Origin of the sequence: Dolichospermum sp. UHCC 0352 (assembly GCF_009711925.1) — a bacterium.
In the GTDB taxonomy this organism is placed as follows: domain Bacteria; phylum Cyanobacteriota; class Cyanobacteriia; order Cyanobacteriales; family Nostocaceae; genus Dolichospermum; species Dolichospermum lemmermannii.
Window position 1 is genome coordinate 1 of the sequence record NZ_VIKY01000155.1, and the last position, 24,584, is coordinate 24,584.

General features: G+C 37.9%; 19 protein-coding genes and 1 pseudogene. 11 read left to right on the top strand and 9 right to left on the bottom strand.

Features of this window, described 5'->3' with window-relative positions:
- Positions 1–66 precede the first annotated feature (66 nt).
- The 6 genes from FJR06_RS10760 to FJR06_RS10785 all read left to right on the top strand — a co-directional run bounded on the left by FJR06_RS10760 (position 67) and on the right by FJR06_RS10785 (position 7,069).
- Positions 67–375 (top strand): DUF3067 family protein, encoded by a 309-nt coding sequence (locus tag FJR06_RS10760; protein WP_015078574.1) that lies wholly within the window; start codon positions 67–69, stop codon positions 373–375.
- A gap of 251 nt (positions 376–626) precedes the next feature.
- Positions 627–2,912: an IMS domain-containing protein gene (locus tag FJR06_RS10765; protein ID WP_015078573.1), complete on the top strand. Its 2,286-nt coding sequence runs from the start codon at positions 627–629 to the stop codon at positions 2,910–2,912.
- Positions 2,870–3,094: a hypothetical protein gene (locus FJR06_RS10770; protein WP_083881415.1), complete on the top strand. Its 225-nt coding sequence runs from the start codon at positions 2,870–2,872 to the stop codon at positions 3,092–3,094. Before FJR06_RS10765 ends, FJR06_RS10770 begins: the two co-directional genes overlap by 43 nt.
- A 324-nt stretch (positions 3,095–3,418) precedes the next feature.
- Positions 3,419–4,666 (top strand): DUF4912 domain-containing protein, encoded by a 1,248-nt coding sequence (locus FJR06_RS10775; protein WP_015078572.1) that lies wholly within the window; start codon positions 3,419–3,421, stop codon positions 4,664–4,666.
- 235 nt (positions 4,667–4,901) lie between these two features.
- Positions 4,902–5,744 carry a YaaW family protein gene (locus FJR06_RS10780; protein ID WP_015078571.1) on the top strand — a complete coding sequence of 281 codons (843 nt, stop codon included), beginning with the start codon at positions 4,902–4,904 and terminating at the stop codon, positions 5,742–5,744.
- Entirely contained in the window at positions 5,726–7,069 is a 1,344-nt protein-coding gene (locus tag FJR06_RS10785) for an O-antigen ligase (RefSeq protein WP_168651411.1), read from the top strand. Before FJR06_RS10780 ends, FJR06_RS10785 begins: the two co-directional genes overlap by 19 nt.
- A 108-nt stretch (positions 7,070–7,177) precedes the next feature.
- Here the strand turns inward: FJR06_RS10785 and FJR06_RS10790 are convergent, their stop codons facing one another.
- The 3 genes from FJR06_RS10790 to FJR06_RS10800 form a co-directional block, all read right to left on the bottom strand.
- Entirely contained in the window at positions 7,178–7,780 is a 603-nt protein-coding gene (locus FJR06_RS10790; RefSeq protein WP_015078569.1) for a superoxide dismutase, read from the bottom strand.
- A gap of 385 nt (positions 7,781–8,165) precedes the next feature.
- Positions 8,166–9,785 (bottom strand): bifunctional pantoate--beta-alanine ligase/(d)CMP kinase, encoded by a 1,620-nt coding sequence (locus tag FJR06_RS10795; protein ID WP_015078568.1) that lies wholly within the window; start codon positions 9,783–9,785, stop codon positions 8,166–8,168.
- Between the two features lie 148 nt (positions 9,786–9,933).
- On the bottom strand, positions 9,934–11,049 hold the full coding sequence (locus FJR06_RS10800; protein ID WP_168651412.1) for a septal ring lytic transglycosylase RlpA family protein: 1,116 nt from the start codon (positions 11,047–11,049) through the stop codon (positions 9,934–9,936).
- A gap of 873 nt (positions 11,050–11,922) precedes the next feature.
- Here FJR06_RS10800 and FJR06_RS10805 point away from each other — a divergent pair.
- The 4 genes and pseudogenes from FJR06_RS10805 to FJR06_RS10820 form a co-directional block, all read left to right on the top strand.
- Positions 11,923–12,248 (top strand): annotated as a pseudogene (locus FJR06_RS10805) (glutaminase); the annotation flags it as partial.
- A 101-nt stretch (positions 12,249–12,349) separates the two neighbouring features.
- Entirely contained in the window at positions 12,350–13,087 is a 738-nt protein-coding gene (locus tag FJR06_RS10810; RefSeq protein WP_015078565.1) for a TIGR04255 family protein, read from the top strand.
- Positions 13,087–13,368: a hypothetical protein gene (locus FJR06_RS10815; protein WP_015078564.1), complete on the top strand. Its 282-nt coding sequence runs from the start codon at positions 13,087–13,089 to the stop codon at positions 13,366–13,368. The genes FJR06_RS10810 and FJR06_RS10815 overlap by 1 nt, the downstream gene beginning before the upstream one ends.
- Positions 13,365–13,904, top strand: a complete 540-nt coding sequence (locus FJR06_RS10820; RefSeq protein ID WP_015078563.1) for a hypothetical protein — start codon at positions 13,365–13,367, stop codon at positions 13,902–13,904. The genes FJR06_RS10815 and FJR06_RS10820 overlap by 4 nt, the downstream gene beginning before the upstream one ends.
- 53 nt (positions 13,905–13,957) lie before the next feature.
- Here the strand turns inward: FJR06_RS10820 and FJR06_RS10825 are convergent, their stop codons facing one another.
- From FJR06_RS10825 to FJR06_RS10850, 6 genes are all read right to left on the bottom strand, one after another.
- A complete protein-coding gene (locus FJR06_RS10825; RefSeq protein ID WP_015078562.1) occupies positions 13,958–14,842 on the bottom strand; it encodes a ParA family protein in 885 nt (294 codons plus the stop codon).
- Between the two features lie 97 nt (positions 14,843–14,939).
- Positions 14,940–17,669, bottom strand: coding sequence for a DNA translocase FtsK (locus tag FJR06_RS10830; protein ID WP_168651416.1), 2,730 nt, complete (start codon positions 17,667–17,669; stop codon positions 14,940–14,942).
- A gap of 29 nt (positions 17,670–17,698) precedes the next feature.
- On the bottom strand, positions 17,699–19,819 hold the full coding sequence (locus tag FJR06_RS10835) for an ATP-binding protein (RefSeq protein WP_168651413.1): 2,121 nt from the start codon (positions 19,817–19,819) through the stop codon (positions 17,699–17,701).
- A 58-nt stretch (positions 19,820–19,877) separates the two neighbouring features.
- On the bottom strand, positions 19,878–20,726 hold the full coding sequence (locus FJR06_RS10840) for a transcription factor RcaD (protein ID WP_168651414.1): 849 nt from the start codon (positions 20,724–20,726) through the stop codon (positions 19,878–19,880).
- 643 nt (positions 20,727–21,369) lie between these two features.
- Positions 21,370–22,095: a biotin/lipoate A/B protein ligase family protein gene (locus FJR06_RS10845; protein WP_168651415.1), complete on the bottom strand. Its 726-nt coding sequence runs from the start codon at positions 22,093–22,095 to the stop codon at positions 21,370–21,372.
- A 35-nt stretch (positions 22,096–22,130) separates the two neighbouring features.
- Positions 22,131–22,610, bottom strand: coding sequence for a YbjN domain-containing protein (locus FJR06_RS10850; RefSeq protein ID WP_015078557.1), 480 nt, complete (start codon positions 22,608–22,610; stop codon positions 22,131–22,133).
- A gap of 870 nt (positions 22,611–23,480) precedes the next feature.
- Here FJR06_RS10850 and FJR06_RS10855 point away from each other — a divergent pair.
- Positions 23,481–23,861 (top strand): hypothetical protein, encoded by a 381-nt coding sequence (locus FJR06_RS10855; RefSeq protein WP_015078555.1) that lies wholly within the window; start codon positions 23,481–23,483, stop codon positions 23,859–23,861.
- Positions 23,862–24,584 lie beyond the last annotated feature (723 nt).

Consider the following 24,584-nt stretch of genomic DNA (forward strand, 5'->3'; position numbering starts at 1 on the left):
ATCTTCCAAATGCTTCGCCCCTACTAACAACTGACAACTGACAACGGACAACAGACCAAAATTACTATGACCGGAAAGGAATTACGCCAACTGTTGATTGATAAATGGGGACAACCTTATGATGTCCAGTTTCGCCGCACTCAGGGCAAAATATTTCTACAAATCATGTGGAAATACTTTGGACAAGCCTCTTTCCCTTTAAGCGAAACAGATTACCAAGATCATCTTGACAGCATTGCTAATTATCTCAATGCCTTGGGAGGAATACAACAAGTACAAACTTTCATTCTAGAAACCAAAGAGCGTCCCCGTCTTGGTAAAGCAGTTAGTATCCCCCTGGACTTAGGTGAACGCGCTTCAGAATGGATCGTTTAAAAATTAGGCAATAGGTAATAAGGTGTTACTCCTAACTCCTGACTCCCAACTCCATAACCTTAAACTGAAGATATAAAAAAATTAACGGAAATGACTAATATATCTGTTACTATCTACACTTATTGTACTAGGTCAACACGGTATTAATCAAGCTATGATTATGGGACGGTTTTAGAAGCCTGGAACGCTCTGGGTAAATTATGTTAATTTTTACGAGATGCTACGAGAACACAGTGCAGGGGACGTAAGCTGTGCGAATTCCGCTTGATTATTACCGAATTCTAGGATTACCGTTGGCGGCCAATGAGGAACAATTGCGACAGGCATACAGCGATCGCATTGTCCAATTGCCCCGACGGGAATATTCGACTACATCTATATCTTCTCGCAAGAAGCTGATTGAAGAAGCTTATATGGTTTTATTAGATACCGACGAGCGCAAAGCCTACGATCAGCTTTATCTAGCTCACGTTTATACTCCTAACAAAACTGCTGATCAAGTTCCACAACAAACCCTAACAGATAATAACTCCAAAGATCAAGATGCTCAAAGTCTCAGCATTGAAATCACCCCAGAGCGATTAGTTGGCTCTTTGTTAATCCTCCAAGAACTAGGAGAATATGAATTAGTATTAAAACTTGGTCGCCCGTACCTAGTTAATAAACCTAGTTCAGTTAGTCTGAAAACAGGTCATCGTGCTACCCAAATAGAAATTCCCGAAAACCCTGACTTACCAGATATTATCCTCACCGTCTCCCTAGCTTGCCTAGAACTAGGACGGGAAGAATGGCAACAAGGTCACTATGAAAATGCCGCCGTATCCTTAGAAACAGGTGAAGAATTATTAGCACGAGAAGGCTTATTTCCCAGCGTCCGCGCTGAAATGACCGCTGATCTTTACAAACTGCGTCCCTACCGCATCTTGGAACTATTAGCACTACCACAAACACAAATTCCCAAACGTCGGCAAGGATTAGAATTATTACAAAGTATCTTAGAAGATCGTGGCGGTATTGATGGTACAGGCAATGATCAATCAGGATTAAATATAGATGACTTTTTACGATTTATCCAACAAATTCGCCATTATTTAACAGTCGCAGAACAGCATAAACTCTTTGAATTAGAAAGTAAACGCCCCTCAGCCGTGGCCACATATTTAGCAGTATACTCCCTAATCGCCAGAGGTTTTGCCCAACGCCAACCAGCATTAATTCGCCAAGCCAAGCAAATGTTAATGCAATTAGGCAAACGCCAAGACGTGCATTTAGAACAATCGCTTTGTGCTTTGCTAATGGGACAAACCGAAGAAGCCACCCGTGTTTTAGAACTAAGTCAAGAATATGAAGCCTTAGCTTTTATTCGGGAAAAATCCCAAGACTCACCAGACCTATTACCAGGACTATGTTTATATAGTGAACAATGGTTACAGCAAGAAGTATTTCCCCATTTTCGGGATTTAGCAAAACAGCAAGCCTCTTTAAAAGATTACTTTGCCGATAGACAAGTACAAGCTTATCTAGAATCTTTACCTACCGATGCCCAAATTACTAATGAATGGTCAGTAATTAATCATCAATCCTTTCCCCAACCAGATATTAATAATTCTCGTTACCATACTAATAACACCACACAAACACCGCAACATCATCAACCCGTCAATCCTGAGTTACCACAAACCCAGCCTCGACCTCAACCTGAATCTACCCAAGTTTCCATACCGAGATGGAATCATCCACCAACAAATGCAAATGCGGGAAATCAAACATCACAAATACCCTCAACAGCAGCAACCCCGAACCTAATACCACATCAAACCAATGGTACTCCGACCACAGCAACAAACCACCAACCCCCCAAACGCAGAAGACGTAAACCTACTGCTAATAACCTTTCCCAGCGATTCATCCAGTCTCAAACTAATTTTCTCAGTAGTCTAGATCCAAAAACACGCTTAGTTTGGCTAGTTTTCTTCTCATTGGGAGGAGTATTAATTTTTTCGTTATTAGTATCAACAACTTTTGGCTTGGTCAAAAATATCTTCTTTCCCAGTGCATCATTCCAGGGAGAACAGTTAGCAATACAACTAAATCAACCACCAATCACCATTCCTGACCCCAACAGCGAACCTGAATCAAGCACCGAAGAACTGACCAAGGAGACAGCAAAAGAAGTAATTGAAACTTGGTTATCAGTCAAAACCTCAGCTTTAGGGCAAAAACATGACATTGATGGTTTAAAGGAAATTTTAACAGGTGCAGTTTTATCACAATGGCAGTCAGTAGCCCAGCAAGAACAAGAAGAGAAACGCTATCGCCAATATAAACATAATGTAGAAATAGTAGCTGTTTCTAAAAAAGGTACAGATAAAGATTATGTATCTGTAGACGCTAAGGTACAAGAAGTTACCCAGTTCTATCAGAATAGTCAGCAGAAAAAGTCTTCTAATGAAAACTTGCGCGTTCGCTATGATTTGGTTCGCAAAGAAGGTAAATGGCTGATTCAGCGAATGTCAGTAATTCAGAATTTTTTGTAATTGGTCAGTTGTTAGTAGGGGCGAAGCATTTGGAAGATAAATTATCGGTCATTGCCAAAAATAGTTCTCCAAATGCTTCGCCCGTACAGTTGTTCGTTGTTAAATCTACTCTTTTCCATGTTCCCTGCCCTCAATGTCATCAAACCTTGACAGTAATCCTCTATCTGAGATCACTATATTAAGATTCCATGACAAACTGATCCCCGCAAGGCTGATAACTACGTGAAATATAGTAAAACCTATCTTTAGACCCCTTGATCCCTAGATAGTTTTACTGGTTAATATTTACTTAACAACTTTTGGCAATCCCAAAGAAATGCAAAACAACGGCATAACTAGGAATTTCGATGAGTTGGTATCTTAATAAAAAACAAACAGTAAACAAATTTAAAACTGGAGACAAACCAGGAGTCAGGAATAAAAAAATCTGGGTAGATGATATTTCATCAAAATTTTTTTAACCCGGAAAAAATAATTTACCTTGTAAACTACTGGAGTCCAAATCAATGGCAAAAGAACGGCCACCGCTAGAAGAGATGACCCTACGGCAATTACGCAAAGTTGCCAGTGAATTCTGTATATCTCGCTATAGCAGAATGCGGAAATCGCAGTTATTAGCATCAATTGAAGAAGTTCAGCATAGTAAGTTCTCGCTCAGTTCATCCCCTAATCTGGAGGCACAAGAAACCGTGGAAGCAGCAAAATTTGAGTTAGGTCAAGAAGATCGGACTGGTGGTTCTCTCGCTGATGTTGATGAAGCACTAGCAGATTTACCAGCTGGTTATGGTGACAGTCGGATTGTTCTGTTACCTCGTGATCCTCAATGGGCTTACACTTACTGGGATATTCCTAACGACCATAAAGAAGCACTGCGTCGTCAAGGTGGACAAACCCTAGCTTTGCGGATTTATGATGTCACTGATGTTGATCTAGATTATCAAAGTCCCCACAGTATTCAAGAATACCCTGCTGATGAACTAGCGAGAGAATGGTATTTGCCAATTCCCGTGAGCGATCGCGATTATGTGATAGATGTTGGTTATCGCACCGCTGATGGTGGTTGGTTAGTATTAGCACGTTCTGCGAGAGTACATATTCCCCCCGTTTATCCTTCCGATTGGATTGAAGATGTCTTCATCACCGTAGACTTTGAAGAAGACCTGCGTGCTAAGACTTTCTACGAACTAGTTCCCCCATCTAAGAAATTAGCAACTGCTGCTGCTGCGACTGCGGGTGGTGGAAATCCCATTTACGAACAAATCTTTGGTCTAGCAGAATCCGCTGAAGCTCAACGGGTAGCAGGTTCTATCTTCGGTTCTATGCAGCACGTCCCCGGTTCTGCTGCTCCCGAACAAGCTCTCAGTTCCTACGTTTTCCCATCTGGTGTGGGTATGTGGGCTGTTCCTACCGTATCTGGTTTAACCATGTCCGGTGTGGGAATGTCCGGTTTCTCCGCTTCTGCTGTTCCTGCACGTCCTCGCAAATTCTGGTTAGTTGCTGACGCTGAATTGATTGTTTACGGTGCAACTGAACCTGATGCAAATGTTACCATTGGTGGTCGTCCAATTAAACTCAATTCCGATGGTACATTCCGCTTCCAAATGTCCTTCCAAGATGGTTTAATTGACTATCCAATTTTAGCTGTTGCGGCTGATGGTGAACAAACCCGTTCTATTCACATGAAATTTGAGCGGGAAACACCTTCTCGTCATACTAATACTAAAGATGAAGCTGTTCTGGAATGGCTGGCATAATATTTGTATCTGAAAATTAACCATAACTGTAATTGTTAATTTTACCCGCTATAGGAATACTATAGCGGGTTTTTTACTGAAAAAAATAAACAACTTTAGCTCACATTCCGACCTCAACTGTCACAATTGTTAATGACTGGAAGAAAAATATAAATTAAGAATAAATATGGAAGATTTGATTTATAAGATAGTAGAATAGGGGACAGATAAGCTGCACCTAAGAGAGGAAGGGAAATTGGAAGAACTCAGGGCGGTATTGGAACTAGCTACAGAAGAGGAACTACAGGACTTAACAGCAATTCTGTTTAGTCGCAAGTTTAACCCCTTAGATTATGTTCACACACCCGAACCCATTGCAGTACAAAGCCAAGATCGTCAAACTTGGTTAGATACAATAGAAAATCGCTTTCGTTTTTTAGCTGCTGACGGAATGACAGTATTACGGGGACGTACTGATCAAGTAACTTACAGACAAGCCCTAATTCAAGTATGCAAATATTTGAAAATTCACTATTATCAAGATCTAACAACAATTGATTTAGAAGCAGAAGTATTTTTGCATCTCTTAGGAAAGGTTTGGAAAAAACTACCAAAACAGGAAAAACAACAACTAACTATTAATGTTCAACATCAATTAGCACAATCAAAACTTAAACAACCATTACCATTATCATTGCAACGTGATCCTTTAGGATTAATATTTAAAGGTGGTAGTGCCTTGGCTGTAACGTCTGTAATCCAACCTTTTGTTCTCCAACAAATCGCCCGTCAATTTGCTATTCATTTAGCTACTTATCAAGTAGCGAAAGAAGCCACAATTACAGGTACAGGATTAGCAACCAAACAGTTTCAAAACTATGTAGCTTTACAAATGTCCCGTCGAGGTATGACTATGAGTGCAGCCCGTTATGGTGCGGTTCGCAGTGCGTTTGCTTTGGTCGGTCCAGTCATGTGGGCTTGGTTTTTTGCTGATTTAGGTTGGAGAGCGATCGCCACAAACTATGGCAGAATTATTCCTTGTGTCTTCACCCTCGCGCAAATTCGTCTTACCCGTACAGAATGTTGGGAAATAGCTTAAACAAAACTTTTTATCATCCAAATTCCCGCTTACAAACCCCTTGGAATTGGTTGCAATTTGGACTATTATCTTGCCCCCTGAGTCCATTTTTGGGCGGTATTTCTATCGTCGTGGCATCATTGTTAACTTGGCGAAAACAATCGCGGCTTATTAGCAATCGGCCAATTCACAAGGGATTTGCTCTTTTGAGTATCTTACTACTCATTACTACCGGATTTGCCTATCATAAATTAGATGCTTTTTTAGGTTTATTCAACTTCATCCCCTTCTTTTTCTTTTTTACAGGACTAACTTCCCTGATGCAAACACCCAACCAATTACGACAAATTTCTTGGATCATGGTGTTTGGTTCTGTACCTGTTTTAATCATCGGTTTTGGGCAATTATTTCTCGGTTGGAATTTCCGATTTCAGGTTTTATGGATTGTCTTTGATTGGATAGTTGCACCAGAAAAATCATTATCAGGACGCATGGCTTCTAACTTCATGCACCCAAATACCTTAGCCGCATACTTAGTAACTATCTTTATTTTGGGTTTAGGTTTATTGCTAGAAAACTATCACAAACTCAAGCAAAAAAATCGCCTGATTATCTTCTTAACAATTACGGTATTTGCTAATTTTATCGCCTTGATATTAACCAATTCTCGCAATGGTTGGGGAATAACTATTTTTGCCTGTTTAGTTTATGCTTTATATCAAGGTTGGCGATTAATTGTTGCTGCTGTTGTCAGTATTACAAGTTGTTTTTTCTTAGCAGCTTTTGCACCTTCACCTATTGCCCAATTTTTCCGCCTTTTTGTTCCCTACGGCATTTGGGCGCGGTTAAATGATGATATGTTTCCTGATAGACCGCTGGAATTAATGCGGAAAACCCAATGGGAATTTGCCTGGAATTTAACTCAGCAACATCCTTTAACTGGTTCAGGTTTACGCAGTTTTAGTGGACTTTATAAAACCCAAATGCAAATTGATGTCAACCATCCCCATAACCTATTTTTAATGCTGTCTGCGGAAACTGGGTTAATTACTACTTTGCTATTTTGTGGTTTGCTGGCTTGGATATTAATTGCAGCTAGTCAAATTTTATTTAACAATAAGAATAAGATCCCCGACTTCTTAAAGAAATCGGGGATCTCTGCATCTATAGAAGCAGAAAATCGCCTAATCTTCTTTAGTTATCTAATTACTTTTATAGGGTGGATATTATTTAATACCGTTGATGTTACCACATTTGATATTCGGTTGAATACTCTCTCTTGGGTTTTTGTTGCTGCATTGTGCGGAGTTATGTATGAATATCAATCACGTCAAACAAGTAGGTAGACTGGGGAAAACCCAAATGTGTAAAGCAATCTTAACAAGAGGATTAGTTGTGAGGAAAGGGGTAATTAACAATTATCAATTACCCCTTTCCCCATTAAAATCTAAGCATTAAGCTTTTGCAAAATTTTCAGCGACAAAATCCCAGTTCACCAAATTATCTAAGAAATTCTTGATGAATCCAGGACGAGCATTTTTGAAGTCAATGTAATATGCGTGTTCCCAAACATCAATGGTAAGCAATGCTTTTTTACCATGTGCAAGGGGGTTTTCGGCGTTAGGGGTTTTCATTACCTTGAGTGTGCCACCATCATCAACCAACCAAGCCCAACCACTACCGAATTGAGTTGCAGCAGCAGTAGAAAATTCCTCTTTGAATTTCTCAAAGCTACCAAAATCCTGTTCAATTTTAGCTGCTAATGCGCCTGTAGGTGCGCCGCCACCTGCTGGTTTCAAGCAATTCCAGAAGAAAGAGTGATTCCAAACTTGAGCCGCATTGTTGAAGATTCCAGCCTTAGCAGAGTCACCAAAAGCAATTTGAATTACTTCTTCCAAAGACTTATTAGCTAATTCTGTACCATCAACAAGCTTATTCAAATTATCTACATAAGCTTTATGATGCTTACCATAGTGATATTCAAAGGTTTCCGCTTTCATGCCATAGGATTCTAAAGCATCAGAAGCAAAAGGTAAAGCTAGTTGGGTAAATGCCATTGTGTGAGATCTCCTCTCTTTACTGTTTTCTAGTTGAAAGCTATTGCCAGAGCTAGGCAAATTACAGGTTTCGTATTCAGGAATTTTATACAAAACTTAACATTATTATTCTACTACCAAACTGAAAATTCCCAGCAATTAGTTTATAAATAAAGCAAATTTCATCTATTTAGACCAAACTCCTAACTTCCCTCTGTTGCCTCTGCACCTGAAGCGTGAGAAAAAAGCCCAGTCTAAAATATATAATGATTAACTCAGACTAATATCCATCTCAAGATAGATGAATCAATCTGCAAATAGTTTAGGATGTAGTTCAAAGCAATAAAATCTAATAATGGTGAGTCCGTCGGCACTCACCACCATTTTCAACTCAAAAATTCCCGAATTACCAATGGGATAGCCGTTGATTGTAGTGGCTAATAATTTGTGCTGCTACTTCAGAAGCTGTTAAACCATCAGTTTGTAATTCAATCGCATCAGCCGCTTTTTGCAAGGGGGAAACCTTGCGAGTGCTGTCTTTCAAGTCCCGTTCAGCAATGTCCCGTTCTAGTTGTTCTAAACTAACTGCGGGTTGGTCTTGCTTTTGAAAGTCTTGCTGACGACGACGCGCTCTTTCACCCACAGAGGCGGTTAAGAAGATTTTAATTTCCGCATCTGGGAAAACATGAGTGCCAATGTCCCGACCTTCCGCCACTAAACCGCCACGTTGTCCCCAGCTTTGCTGTTGTTGAACCAATGCTTGACGCACAGTGCTTTGAGCAGCGATCGCTGATACTTGAGAAGTGACTTCAACTGTGCGAATTTTCTGAGTGACATCAATATCATTAATCTGGACTCTGACGGGAGATTGCAGGCTTTGACTGGGAGTCAGTTCAATTTTACACCCAGCAACTAATTCAGCAACAGCACAATCATCATCAATGGCAATCCCCTGTTCCAGCACTAACCAAGTAATCGCCCGGTACATAGCGCCCGTATCTAAATAGACTAAACCTAACTGATGTGCCACTTGGCGAGCGACGGTAGATTTACCAGCACCAGCCGGACCATCAATAGCAATGATTGGTTGGCGTAGTCCGTCGTTGCCATCGCGCAAAATCGTATTGTCAATTAACCGTGTAGAACCAAGACGAGCAGCGATCGCCAACATTCCTTCATCCTCAACTTTTTCTAAAAACATCAACGTATTCGGTTCAACCAATTCAATATATTCCAAGCTGATATTGCTAACTTTTGCGATTTCTTGCCGCGTTAATGCTATGAGTTCACCACTGTCACGAACGCCAGCCCGAAACGCCGCCTCAGCTTGCCGTAAACCTTTAAATAACACCGTTGCTTGCTCTTTTTCTGTAGCCGTCAAATATTGATTACGAGAACTTAAAGCCAAGCCGGACAATTCCCGCACTGTAGGACAAGCAACAATTTCTACTGGCAAATTTAAATCAGCCACTAACCGTTTAATAATTGCTAGTTGTTGACCATCCTTTTGTCCAAAGTAAGCTCGGTCAGGTTGTACCAAATTAAAAAGCTTGGTAACAATCGTTGCCACACCTTGAAAATGACCCGGCCGAAAATTACCACACAAACTATATATCATATCAGATGGCGGGATCACTTGTGTCACCTGAGTTGCTGCTATATTCTTCCCAGGGACACCAATTTCCTCCGGAGTTGGGGCAAAAATCACATCAACTCCCGCCTGTTCACAAAATTGTCGGTCTTGCTCTAGAGTGCGGGGATAGCGTTGATAGTCCTCATTTGGTCCAAATTGCAGGGGATTGACAAAAATACTGACAATCACCGTCGAATTTTCCTGTTTAGCCCGTTCAATTAAACTTAAATGACCTTGATGTAAACCCCCCATAGTTGGCACTAAACCAACTGCTGTGGGAGACCAACTGGTTTGTTCATCAAGTCCGAGATCCTCTGGTAGCCTAAGATGGCTTGGCCAGCGACGGCGATTTAAATAGCAGCGTAAGGCTACAACTGTTGTCAGCACAAGCACAAAATACCCCTAGTTCCAATAATCCTTTCCCCCGTTAGTGTATATCTGATAGCGCGGCGTGGCGCAAAGGATAATTGGGGGATAGGAGGGACGAACCAGGGGAATTTAATAGTGAAGAGCGAAAAGAGAGTAGGAATGAGGAAACGGGTTATTTTCCTAAAACCTCAAGACTGACTGGAGCAATGCCACTGCCGATCATGCCTAATAGCCGGGCAGCACCAGCGGAAAGGTCAATAATTCGACCCCGGATGTAGGGACCTCTGTCATTGATTCGCACGACGACAGAGCGACCATTCCGGGTGTTAGTGACACGGATTTTTGTCCCCATGGGCAAACTCCGGTGAGCCGCAGTTAATCCTTCGGGATTATATCTTTCACCACTGGCGGTTTTATTGCCAGAGCCATCATATCCGTACCAAGAGGCTATCCCTTGAAAACTGAGATTGATATTTCTAAAGGCAATCTTTTGCGGTAGACTGGCTCTGGAGACTGATCTATCTACTGGTAAGTTGGCAATTGCTTGAATAGGAGATGCGTTACCTATAAGTCGCCGCAGTCTATTAGTTGCTTGTAAGGCATCTTGGGCAAGATTTTTGGTACTATCTGCTAATATTGTGACTTTATTGACTTCTACCAGTTCTTGACCGTCAATAGTAATGGTGTAGCGATCTGCCGACGGTTGTTGAACGATGAAGCCTGGCTTTTGGGCTTTATTGTTAATTGTGGAGTTATCTCCTGTTTTCCAACTGACGGTAATCTTACTTGCGTCTACATTTTTTTCGATCAGTTCATTGATTCTAGCGGCTATGACACTAGCTTTTTGAACTGGATCATTGTCAATGGATCTAACTTTTTTGTTAAAATTGACTACATTCCCAGTATTGCTAAAACTGGTAACTTTGGCGGAGTTGGTAGCAGTCCGCGGGTAAAAATTTAAATTCTCGCCATTGCCGATTACTCCAACTTTTGTTTTGCTGTTAGTAACTGGGTTAGAACCCAAAAAGGTGAGAACGGGAATATCCCGAATATAAAGAGTTGCTGCTTGTAAGCCGCGAATACTGTGAGGATGAATTCTGGTAATCACAGGATTGGAAATGGGGCTTTCTGTCTGGGATTGGTACTCTCCTACTTTGACTGCATCATTCACAGATGATGCTTGGCTAGTTGGGGAAATTCCCGCAATGGTTTGAGTTCGACCAACTGAGGGTAGACCCAAAACAGCTAGAAATACGGCAACTGTAGTCCACAAATGTCTTTGATTCATGCGTCCGATTTTAAAGCGACTATAGAACTTAAGTTTTATTTAGCTAGTACATCACGGCGTAAATAAAGCAACCATATTCAATCGCCAAAAAGCTTACTGTATATTAGTTTTGACTTTTGACTTTTGACTTTTGACTTCCGCCCTGCGGTACTAGGGTTTTTCACTTGATGAATAGTGATCCCCTTTGGAAACTCGAACCCGTTCCGCTTTCACTTTGCGTTTTGTAACTCGAATACATTAGCATGAATTTTTGGGCTTGGGGATCAGGGTTTTAGCGGAAGTCTGAAAGAAATGCTTAAATTTACGGTTGAGCTTGAGCTTGTAAACCGTGTTCAAGTCAGGATTTTGGCTATGTAACGTTTTTTTGGGAAATTTCCAGATTTTCCTAGGGAAACTTCATGTTGGCTGATCACATAATTCAACGGTTACTCCCTAACATTTATCCTCAGTAGTTGTAAATTATTAAGTATTGAAAAATGATCAAGTCAATTTGCGTTTAGATAAAATTTTACTTTCAATAATTTGATTGTTAGAAGCTAAAATTAGCGCAAAAACAATCTCTCTAAAGATTTTATTTGCAAAATACTTTGGTTGTTTCGCTCAAGGATGATAGTTTTTGACCTACATTTTAAATAAGTAAATACTATTAAGTATTTAATTTTATAAGTATTAATTATTACAATAATTACTCAAGCAATAAAAGTGATTTATCTCCAGTAAGTATTTATTCTTATCCTGAGATAAATAATTAATGAGACAATGAAAAGAGTGGTCAGCGCGTATATATGAGCATTTTAGGTATAAGAAACTACCCTATAGTAGCTTTTACCGTAATAACCCCAGCAATCAATTTTGTATCAATCAATCAGCCCCATCTTTAAGCCAGAAAATCCAGAAATATTACCACCAGCACTTTTAGACATTCTCAAAGAATTGCATTCCCAGTATAAATCCCTGAAAGATGGTGTAGTAGCCAACTATATTCCCAAACTTACCAAATTAAATCCTGATTTATTGATGATTTGTAGCGTTACCACAAACGGACAAATTTACGAAGTTGGAGATTTTCAACAACTGTTTACTATCCAGTTAATTGCCAAAGTCTTTGTTTATGGACAGGAGGCGCATTTAACGCCATTATCCTTGATGGACATTCCAAGCGTCCTGATCATCCGGTGGTAAATGCTGGGGCTATAGCAATTATTTTTAAACAAAATGCCTTGAGAAACAGCCATATAAATTGTAAAGTAGTGTAATTTGTATTGTTTCAACTGACAAGGCAGTTTACAATAGTTCTAGTATGGAAGCTAGAAAACACTATTCACACGCACCAATCACCGAAGCAGTGATTAACATCCAAGCTCAACTGTCGCCAAAAGTTAAGCTCGATGTTTTGTGGCAAATGTACTCAAATATTCAAACTGAGTACCCAAAGTGCGAAGATGTGTTCATTTTGCAGGGACAAATGATTGTAGCTGCTACTGTAGAGCCCACAGCCACTCAATCTCAAATTGGTTATAGAGTCTTAAGTAGTGACCAAAAGCATATTATAGAAATGCGATTGGATGGATTTAGTTTCAGTCGTTTAGCGCCCTACGACTGTTGGGAAAACTTCCGAGATGAAGCCCAGCGATTGTGGAGTATATATCAATCATTGACATATCCACAAGCTATTACTCGTTTAGCAATTAGGTATATTAATAGGTTAGATATTCCTCTACCTGTTGGTGATTTACAAGAATATTTAAGGACATTTCCTGAAGTTTCTGGTGACTTACCTCAAGGACTAAGCGGCTATTTTATGCAGCTACAAATTCCTCAGGATAATTTAGGAGCAATGCTAGTTATTAACCAAGCAATTGTTACACCACCTACAGAAGAAGTTGTTTCTATACTATTAGATTTAGACTTATTTGTGGAACAGAATATTGCTAATAATGAACTAGGAATTTGGGAACTTCTAGAACAAATGCACACACAAAATAATCAAGCCTTTGAAGCTTGTATTACAGAACGCACAAGGGAGTTGATTAACTAATGGCTACTATTACCCCCCTACGTCCGAATGGGACTCTTATCCCACAAAGACGAATAGTGTTAGACACAAAAGCAACTTCACAGTTGCAAAGTCCAGAAGGACGCAAGATTGATGATATTTTGCGTAATTTGATATTTATCAAGCAATATCTAGAATCTATTGAAATAAGTAGTGAAATAAATTACAATCCTGTTTTACCAAAACGCTCAGAACGTATAATTATGCGTGCCAAATTTAAAGGGCGTGGAAAACCTATGCCATATCCTTTAGAAGAAGAATGACGATAGAATCTTTTTGGGTGCAGATAAATGAAGCGACGCTCAGGCAAGGAGATTACCTACCTGGGTGTATTGTGCCATTACCAATATTTGATCCGACAACTTTTGGAAAAAACTATGAAACTCAGGACATAGAAATAGAAGTAAATGAATATGATTTAATTATTTTAACTCAGAGTTGTGATTTAGATAATAAAAAAGTTAGTCAAGTTTTACTATGTCCTATTTATTCAATATCTGAATATGAAATTGCCAATCCAGCATTTGCCAAAAAGGGTAAATGGAATGAAGTGTTAAGAGGTAGAATTGAGGGATTACATCTACTTGCTTCGCCCATAAATCCAGGTAATAATAGGGAAGCGTTAGTTGTGGATTTTCGTCAAATTTACAGTTTACCTTATGAATATATTTTAAAACACGCTACAGAATTGGGTTCTAGATGCCGGTTAAAATCTCCTTATTTAGAACATTTTTCTCAAGCATTTGCTAAATTATTTATGCGAGTTGGTTTACCATCTTCAATACCTCCTTTTTCTTAAAATATACCCAGATACCCGACTTCTTAACGAAGTCAGATACCTTATTTCTCAATTTACAATTTCTGCAACAATTCCTGAGTTAACTGCATAAATGCCTTAGAACCGACTGTATTCGGACTTAGTAAGGAAACTGGCATAAAACTATCAACAGCTTTGGCAACATTAACATCAACTGGTATTTGGGCTTTACAGATTTTATCTACTCCAAAATCTTCGATAACTCGGTGCATTACCTGTTTATAATATCTGCCATTCAGGAGATTAGCATTGGACATACTAAAGACTATTCCCAACATTTTAATATCTATTTTAGCTTCGTGTTCATGACTTTCTTTTAATTGGGCAATACGTCTTTCTAAAAGTTGAATTCCGACTACAGATAAGGGTTCTGGTCTAGCTGGAAGAATGTAGAAATCACTAGTGGCTAAAGCACTCCGAGTCAAGAGATTATAACCGGGAGCGCAATCTAAAAGAATAAAATCATATTCATCCCGGATAGGTTCTAAAATATCTCTAATTAAGACCCTTTCAAAGCGATTCCAGATGGTTTCAAAATCCTGTTCTCCTAATGCTACTGATTGATTATGCAGCATTTCTGAAACCACAAATTCATCATATAAATCTATGTCTCCCGGTAATAAATTTAATCCTGTCAGGTTACAAAGTTGAGGTTGAATGATGTCCCCAATTGTAAATTTTGCCTCTGGTTCAGGGTTGATAATTTGATCTAGTAAATATCTAAATGTCTTTCTTTGTTTGCGACGTTTGGCAAAATCTACTGGTGACATTAAACTTAGCGTGGCACTAATTTGACTATCTAAATCTAAGACAAGTACCTTTTTTCCGTGATTTTTGGCTAAACAAGTAGCTATATTCACGGTAATGGTGGTTTTACCGACTCCACCTTTCATGTTTGCGGTTGCAATTACATATCCCATTTTAATTCCCCTACTGACGCTTTCCCAATGATATAGCGTTTATATTATCTAATAAATTTAGATCCCCGACTTCTTAGAGAAGTCGGGGATCTTTTTTTTAAGGTAGTTTAATAGTTTGTGCTAATAAGCTTTGAAGACGTTGTCCGTGCGAACCACCTTGGTAAACTAAATCACCTTTGCCTAATAAATAGGCTGCTGTTGTTTCTTTTCCACCCAGAATAATACATGAATCTGCTTGGCTGGAGGTACGTAGGGCGACTCGTCCAGGTAGGTTAGAACGGATAATTGGGGTGACAATACTGGCTTCTGGACGTTGTGTGGAAATAATTAGATGAATGCCGGCGGCTCTTGCCATTGCGCCTAAACGTTTGATACTTTGTTCTAATATGGTGCGAATTTCTTTTTCTGCCATAAAATCGGCATATTCATCAAATATACAGACAATACGCGGTAAAGCTGGGGAAGAACGTTGATTATAGGTGGTTAAATCTGCACATTTAGCTTTTTCAAATTTTTGATAACGAGATTCCATTTCTGCAACTAGTTCCTGCATTAATTCTACGGCGCGATCGCTATCTTTGACAACTGGTGCATATAACCATGACATTTGTTCAAATTCGGGAAATGTTACCCGCTTGGGGTCAACTAAGGCAATTTTAAGATGTTGGGGAGAATGACGATAGATTAAACTGAGAAGTAAGGATCTCAAAAATTCACTTTTTCCGCTTCCTGTTGTTCCTCCCACCAAAAAATGACAGGTATTTGGATCTGATAAATCAGCCTCTAACAATTTACCATCAATACTCACCCCAATGGCAATTTTTACGGGTGCTGTTGGGGGTAAAAATTGCTTTTGAATAAAATCTTCAAACTTAGCAATTTGTCTATCTTGACGCGGTAAATCAACACTAACATAACCAGCTTGAGGTGCAATTAAAGGCGGATATTCTAACCCCAATTGTACTTGTAAATCAGCGGATAATTTGAGAATTGAAGGAACTTTCACACCTAAATGTGGTTTAATTTTCACCCGAATAAATGCCGGACTTACATCAGCACCATAATAATCTACATTAACCTTAAAAGATTCTAGAATTGCCACTAAAGATGCGCCAATTTCATCAGCATTAATAAATGTATCTTTCTGACTTTTAAAAGTATCTGAAAAACCTCTCTCCAAACCTCTCTCCTGCAAGGAGAGAGGCTTTGAATTCTCCCCCTTCCCTCGTAGGGAAGGGGGTTGGGGGGTTAGGTTTCGTGTTGGGTTTTCCAAATAATGTGAAAAGTCAGATATATCTTCTCGTTTTTTGGAAGGTGCTATAAAATCAGGATTGTCATTATCTGGAATAACTTTATTTGGCGGTGCATTAGATTCAACATCGAAAAAAGTCTGACACTTTTGTTGTTGGGGGCAAATTTCACATAAATAAGGTTGATTTGTCGCTGGTGGTGGGTTAGGATTGGGAGATTCCCAACTCAACCATTGTTGCATTTGTAATAATTTATAGGGAATTAATTGATGAACCGTATTTTCTAACTGTTCCCAAGAATATTTGTACTCTTTAAATTCTGGTAAAACACAATAAACAGCAGAATCAACAGGTGTTTTTTTCTGCTTCGATAACATATAACTATAGAGAGAAACTTGCGCTAATTGTGCTGCTGAATCTACAGGTTGATAGGTTTTAAATTCTACCATACAAAGACGTTTAAGTTCAAAATTAAAAACCAGACAATCAAACTCACCTCTAATTAATTGTTTTGTGCCATTAGGTAAATCAAAGTAATATTCTAAATTCTGTTCTCCAGAAATAAAAGTATTAGAAATAAGTGTTTCTGCACTGCAATAACGACGATTAATTACTAACAATTCAGTAAACTTTTTAATTAATCCTTGTAAACCTTGCCAAACTTGTAATAATACAGGTGCTTTACTTCCGTCTTGTACAATTACATCTTGTAAATAGGGAAAGAACTTAATTTGATAGAATAATTGTTGAATTTCCGATGTAATTTGATCTACATTTAATTGTGTTGCAGATGGATTAAATAAACTTTTAAATCTGGGTTCAATCAGCAGTAAATTAATAAAATCATCTGCTAATTTATGAAAAACATTACCAACACCCCCAAGAGTATCTTTAGGAGAGAATATTGCTTTACAATTAAAATGGTGATTTAGATAAAATAGTCGAGGACATTCAAAAGCTAATCTAACTTTAGTGGGAGTTAAAGAGGAATTTTCAGATTTGTGATCTACCATATTAAATACACGACTGATAACATCAGGATTGGATATTTCAAGCAAGCGATAATGAACAGCAGCGAGATAAACAGTATCCATAGCTGCATAGTTTAACTGTTTTTGAGTCAGGGGACGTTTTCCCCAATCACTTGTTCCTTCTTCTGCGTCTACATGAGAAAATTGACAGAGTTCAGCAGCTAGAGTTTTTAGTTTTAGGTTGGTAGTTTCTAAAACTTCTTTGGTGATTTTTCTCGCTATTTTTAAAGTACAAGTGACATTTTGGGCTAGTTCCTTACCTAAATATTTTAAATCAAAACCAGCATTATGAAAAACTTTTTCAATTTGCGGATTAACCATAATTTGGTTAATGAAATATACAGCCAAATCAGGTTTATCTAAAACATCAAAAATGTAAGCAGATTCACCAGTTAAGTCTGTATAATTAGCCAATACCTGAATTAGTGCTAATTTTGGTTTATCAGTATACCAGTCAGCAATTTCCGTATCTATCCATAGAGTTTTAGATAGGGACAGTTGGGAAATTTGCTTGTAAATTTCAGAAGCTTCTGTCAGGTAGTGCATTGGCTGATATAAAAAATGTGCTGGATAAATTACTTGTGAAGAACTAAACAAATTGATTGAGCTTCTGGCTTTTCGTCGGGGTTAACAATTTTAACTTTATCTTCCTGACATAGTTGTTCAATCAGACTCCGAATTTCACTTTCTTTTGCATCAGGAAATTGGTTAACTGCTTGTGAAATTAAAGTAGGTACTCCCATAAATGCTTGAGTTTTCACGAGATTTAATAGGAAATTTTTAACAGGTCTTAAATCTTTTCCTTCTTTACCATTTGTTTCTGACTTTCGATTTGATTTAGCAACAATACCTAAATCCTGTAATAAAGTACATTGATTCAATATCTCAGATTCATTAATTAAAGTTTCTAATCTTTGTAAATTAATCGTTTTCCCACCAATTACTAATTCTTGAGATTTGGCAGAATTTACCAAACTTTGATATGTCGCCAAGTAGTGAATAGAAGACAGACTTGGTTTAATATGAACATGATTAGTATTCGTAAAAATCTGTCTATAGAGTTGATTTCCTGCCAGATTTGGTTTTCCTAAATCTCCAGCACGAATTAAGTGCATAGCTTGACAGAGATTTTTTTGAATTACTATTTGACAAGCATTCATTACATGATAAAAACTGGTCATATTGGAGTCTTCTGTCCAAACTATACCCAATTTTTGCCGATTTGTAGGATGTTGATAACTCAAGGAATAACTAGCATACTTTCCGCTTAAAAGTTTAGACTTAACTCCCTGTATTTTTAAAGTAGATATAGACTGCTGCAACATCTGAATTAAATCAGGTGATGATAACAAAGAAATCTTGGTAATTTTCCCCTGGCTTTTTGTATATTCGTGCTGCCATAATAATTCAAATTCTGCTTGAGTTGTATCTTGATTATTTGCGGGTGGTGGTGGAGGAAGAATAATGATAGGTTTAGGAATAGTTTCTTCGTCGCGTGTTGTCACCTTTATTTTTATTGTCACTGGTTCTGGCTTTGGTTTTTCATCTTCATCTAATAACGAACCTTTATATTTTTGATATTCTTCACGACCTAGAGTTAGTGCATTTCTAGGTTTAGTTTTACTACCGGGGTAGTTTTTCTCCAACATTTCCCGATTTAGTGGAAAAATAGGAGATTCAGGTCTGGGACTTGCTAGTTGATGTAATGGTTTTAAGTGATAAGTCCAGAGTGCTTCTGCTTGTTCTAGTGTAATATCTTTTAGCCTAGTTTTTCTATTTATTCCTACTGTATCAGCTAAGAAAATTCGGTCAAGATGCCGATTCCAATTATTAGTAATAACGCTAATTATCACCAAAAAGTTTTTTAAATTATTTCCATGAATTGTTGTATTGACATTTAAAAAAGGTTGTATATCCAGGAGACCTTCTGGTAATTGGGGCATAGTTTCTAAATTGTCAAAACATAAAACAATCGGTTGGGTTTGTGTAGAAATTCTGCCAAAGTTGGCTAAGATATTTTTTGCAGCATCTTCTGTATCAATGCAGGACTTGACCTTGATTGCCTTCATAGAATCTTCATTTAAATCATCACCACGCAGCCATTCACAAGCTAAATCATATAATTCTGGATTTGCGAGATCATGCAGCACTCCAAAAAACATATCAGGGTTATAAATACCTGCTTTTTTATAAGTATCTTTCAGATGTTTGATAAATTTTTGCCGATTACTTTGTAATGCTTCCCAAAAATTATCATTAAATATTCTTTGTTTTATATCACTTCTTGTAAATGCGGTTAAACTTTTCAACCACAACATTAACTGTGATTCCTTTTTACCTTCAGGAACTTGAATTAAACTATCAACAGTACGACGTAAAATATGCCGCCAAATGTGGGTACTATCAGGCCAGTCACATAGAATATAAGCAAAAAATGCTTTGCTATTAAATGAGCGTTTAATCCGTCTTAGTAAATAAGTTTTGCCAGAACCAGATTCACCTTCTAGTAAAACTGTACGACTACGATGATCTTCACCCACTAAATCTAGTAATTCTTCAATTTCTATGATTGCATTTTTATGAATTGACTCAACCATAAGTAATAAGTCTTCTTCGTCAGACCAAAACTCTAAATGTTTCATTTCGATGTCAAAAGGGTTGACCTCGCGTTTAATAATGTCGTTAATGTCTGTCATAGATACACATTTGTGAGAGGAGGAAGTGATGAAAAAATGAAAAATATTGGAAAACCTGTTAATTAACTATGATAAAGAACAGTTGTCCACCAATATTTTGAGGAATTCCCGCGTCAATTTGTTCTGGTGTATAAGCACTAGATTCCTGTAAGGTACTAAAATCAATTTTGTCACTTTTTTGCAACCTATACAAAGCCTGATCTAAATCATCTCGTAATAAAGGCGGTTGTAACTTTTGCCGTAAATGGAAAATTGGTAAATAATTCTCTGTACCCAATTCCCGATCTAATTTCTTGATAGTCTCTAAAATTTCTTCATCACTGATATTGCTAGTAATATCAAAATGTGATTCTACATGATCAGGAGTAGAAACTTGTTCTGACTTCAACCGCAAATTCTTCCGTAAAAACCGCACATAAGTACCCAGCAAATTAAAGTCTATATTTGCTTTTCCTTCGGGATTATATTCATCTCGCAAAACTTCAATTCCTCTTTCCGTTAACCAAACTTCAGCTTTAACCCTTTTCATCTTGATTTCAGCAGCAATTAAACCTCGTTCACTCAAGATTTTTAAGATTGCGTCTCGTTCATCTGATTTTAGCGATGAAACTTTGATTTCACTGGGGGCTATTTTTCCAGAACTCTTACCTATCTTCTCCAGTACCTTGAGTTCTTTATCATCAATAGGTAATTGTGCCGAGTCGAGTTTCAGTAGTGCTTGACCAGGAGGTAAAATCTTGACTGTGGCAATTTCGCGGGAATAGTCTACATATTCCAGTTCCCCCAAATCTCGACAAATTTTGTTTTTCTCACTTTTAAAACTATCAAAAGTGCTGGAACTCAAGCCAGTACGATAATTGGGACATCCCAACAGTTTTAAGATGAACTTTAACTCTTTCGTTTCCATACGGTTAGTCTTGCTGTATTCGATACTTGACTACTTTAGCGCGAATCACAAAAAAATAACACACAGTTTCTATATTAACTCTAATAAGAGCGATTCTTCCCTAAAAACTCAAAATATTATCCAAGTTTTCACTGATTACTTTCTAAATAAAAGACGGATTTTTTCTAGAGTTTTTCTACAAGCTTCCATGACATCAAAAAATTGGGAAGACTTGGATCTTCTATCCATTGGACTTTTTTAGAAAAATTTTATACAGATATTAAGTAAGTAGACGAAAATAAATCAAAGTAGATTAAGTAATGTAAAAAATCTGGAGATGATTTCGTAGTGAGGGCTTCAGCCCTCAAATGACGAATAAATTCCTGACTACAAACTTTGAATTATTCAAGCCGTTCTACTTAAATAAATTCCACCATATAGCGAGATTTATATGTATCATCTTTTAGATGACCAGATCATTCTATCTTTGACATTTCCTACCCATTCACAAAAGTTTAACTATTCATATTTGCACATTATTTACCGGAAATTCACTGTATCAATTTATTAGAGATAAAGACCTTACAGACTGCAATTAATATCTTTCTTACTTTGCGCCTTGGCGTGAGAAAAAAATATAGGGTAGAATAAAAACCTACCCTAATCAACAATTTGCCAAAATCAAATTCCACTCATCTTGAGACAAAGGTATTACCTCTATTTCCATAGCAAAACAATCACAAGCTGCGGCTATTAAAGCCTTAATTATTTTTTCTTGATTGATAGTTTCTGGAAATTGGATAGGATGAAAAAACTCTTGATTAAATACCTTTCCAAACAACTCCGGATCTGGATTTAACCGCATAGAACCATGTTGAAGAATTGCGTCACCTTTCCGTAATTGGGCGCTACCAATCAGTTTAGAACCATCTGCTAAAACTAAATCTGCACCTGTGGCTGTTCCAAAACAATTAGGATTGTGAATATAACCGCGTCCAGCTTGGCCATAGTACAATTCTATATCGAGCGATCGCCATCCTTGAATCAAAAACTCACAAATCTTCGCATACACATCTAACCGATTTCCCCTCAGTCCAGACGTGACCACAGAGTAAGTTAAATCACCTTGATGTAAAACAGCCCTCCCACCTGTATTCCGGCGCACCAAATCTAATTTCTCCCCTTTCCACCGCAAACTTTGCCAAAATTCAGGATATTGACGTTGATGATAACCTAAAGAAATTGCGGGTGGCGACCAAGTATAAAAACGTAAAGTTGGCGGATGTTTTCCTGACTCATGCTGTGCTAATAACCAGCGGTCTATAGCCATCTGAACATCACCAGCGGCTGCTAAAATCGGAATAAGTCGCCACACCTCCTGATCCGGCATTAAATATCACATCCCTAAACTAAAATTCTGGAAACTTAAACTGTACCAAACTCAGATTGCAGATATTCATCATTATCATCAGCAATACTAGCAACGATAGTAATGATCCGAGAAACTTCCCCTGGTGACAACTCCGCTAAAGTGCGTGTAGAAATCACAACCACCTGATTATCAATAATCCCGAACCGGGCTTCAAAGGTACTCACACAATTCATCTCTAACAAATATCGTGTCAATTTTGGTTCATTTTTAGCCGGTAACTTCAGCACCGCAGACCAAACCGTAATTGTATCTTCATCAGTAATTCCCGTCAATTGCACAAATACTTCTATACTGCCATATTGGAATTTCCACAGATATCCACCCTCAGCAGCATGACTAACCATTGCACTTTGATCTTGTGCTAGACTATCAATCACATTTTCAATTACTTCCACATGGTTTGGGGTTGTGGTGTCTTCAATAAGTTCAGTCAACAACTCATCTGGAGACTGGGCTTCTAGGTAGCTTGCCATACAGATTTTTCTCTAAAAATATAGTTACTGCCTTAATCTACTATTATGCTACCAAAAATGCCAGCATCTACTTCGTCTATTGTTCAAAGTTGAGATATCAGCCATACATTCGCCATTTTTTGCAGCTTGGGTTAAGAAACAGCGCAACTCAACGCATTTATTGAATTATGGTTTATGTCTCTGACACGCTACTGCAAACAACCTAACCTACAAATCAAAGCTTTTTTCAATTTGGTGAAGGTATTGATTAAAAGATGAGAAAGTATTGATCAAGATCACAGCCATACTGATTAGTATGACATAGGCTCAAGTTATTATTGTATATGTCAATTTCCTAATTATTTTTTCCCGGTTTCAGGCGTTTACATCCAGAACCATTAGATGTAAGTTACCTTTAACCTCATTGGCTGTCAACATCAAGTAAAGATATTAGAATTTATTGTCTAACTCTCTACTGTGCCTCATTAATAAAAGACAAACAAAACCCTATTTTGTCTATATTACATCATTCAATGCCTACTATCGGTTACATAAGCTACCAATTTCAGTTAAAATAGGCTATCAAAAACAGTTTATTTAGGGGTAGCACAAAAATTACTCGCCGGTTTGATGTTAAAAGATGTAAAAATGATGGCAGAGGAACAATTTACTGATTTACAGCATCAAGGGATACAAAACGATCAGTTAAATTGTGAGTTGCCGAATGTACAGCGATTGATCAAAACTCAAGTTGACAAATTGGGGTGCTATCTGTTAAAAGGTTCTAGAATGTGACGGAAAAACCCGAAAAAAACCCGAAAACTTTTTTGAGATTTTTCCGGATTAGTCAAAAAATCTGCGATTATTGTTACACTGATTTTAATAAGCACTATGAATATTAAACTTGATCACAGCACTCCATGTCATTTAACTTCCTTCTTTAGCCTACTGATGAAGGAAGGTATTTCCCCCAATCAAATCGTTTTGGGAATTGTTCAATTAGCCACCCAGACTCATGAATTAGACGGAATGATGGCATCAGCCGATTGTTTACGGTTGCTACTGGTACTGATGCCAGCAGAAACCTGTGCTAAAGGCGTTTCTCAGTATATATCATCTTTAGCAGCGGAAGGCGTTACTACTTTAATGTTATTAGATGCCTTGAGTCTAGCTTGCTATGTTTGTGGACAATCAGATGAAGCTAACCTAGTTCACTTGACTTACAAGAGATTACAAGCTGATGCTATTATCTCCCAAATGCTTCGTGATTAAGCCCTAAAATATTAATTTTTCATCCTTTTTTCAAAATCCAACTATTTTCAAGTTAACTTGTACTCAGACATGGCAATCATGGCAATTTTGTACTGAATCATTCCGTTTATTCATTAGGCAACCAGTCAATTCAATTAATTTATATTTTCTTTGCGATCCTTAGCCAATAGCTGTTAGCAGTGGCTATAATTTGAATGTCGCCATATTTATGGTCAGTTTGACAGCACCGCATCTACCACTTTTGATCTGGTCTAGAAGTCTCTAGCACTGGGAAAACCCTGACATCAATAACTTTTCAGCTTTCTTATTTACCCTGTTGATATTCAATTAAAGCTCTAAACTAAAATAGTTATCTGCCAAATTGCCAAAATATTAGATCATTGCCGAAACATTTCTGGAATTCTCTGTTTTGCATAGATAGCGAGCATTTAGTTTCCAGTATCTCTACTGTTTTGTTGATTATTGGCTATAGAAAAATTTTTGACATTAAAAAGCGCCTGGGAGTGTTGCCGTGTTTCCACCCCAGACGCTTTTTAAATTTTCTCCTCACACACAAATATAACTTATCACTCTTTTCTTCAAATGGCAAGTACCTGAGACAACAATTTTGGAAATTGTTTGAAAGAGGGAACAGAGAATATTTTTCTTCCCCATGACAACTGTACGGGCGAAGCATTTGGAGAACTATTTTTTGTAATGACCGATAATTTATCTTCCAAATGC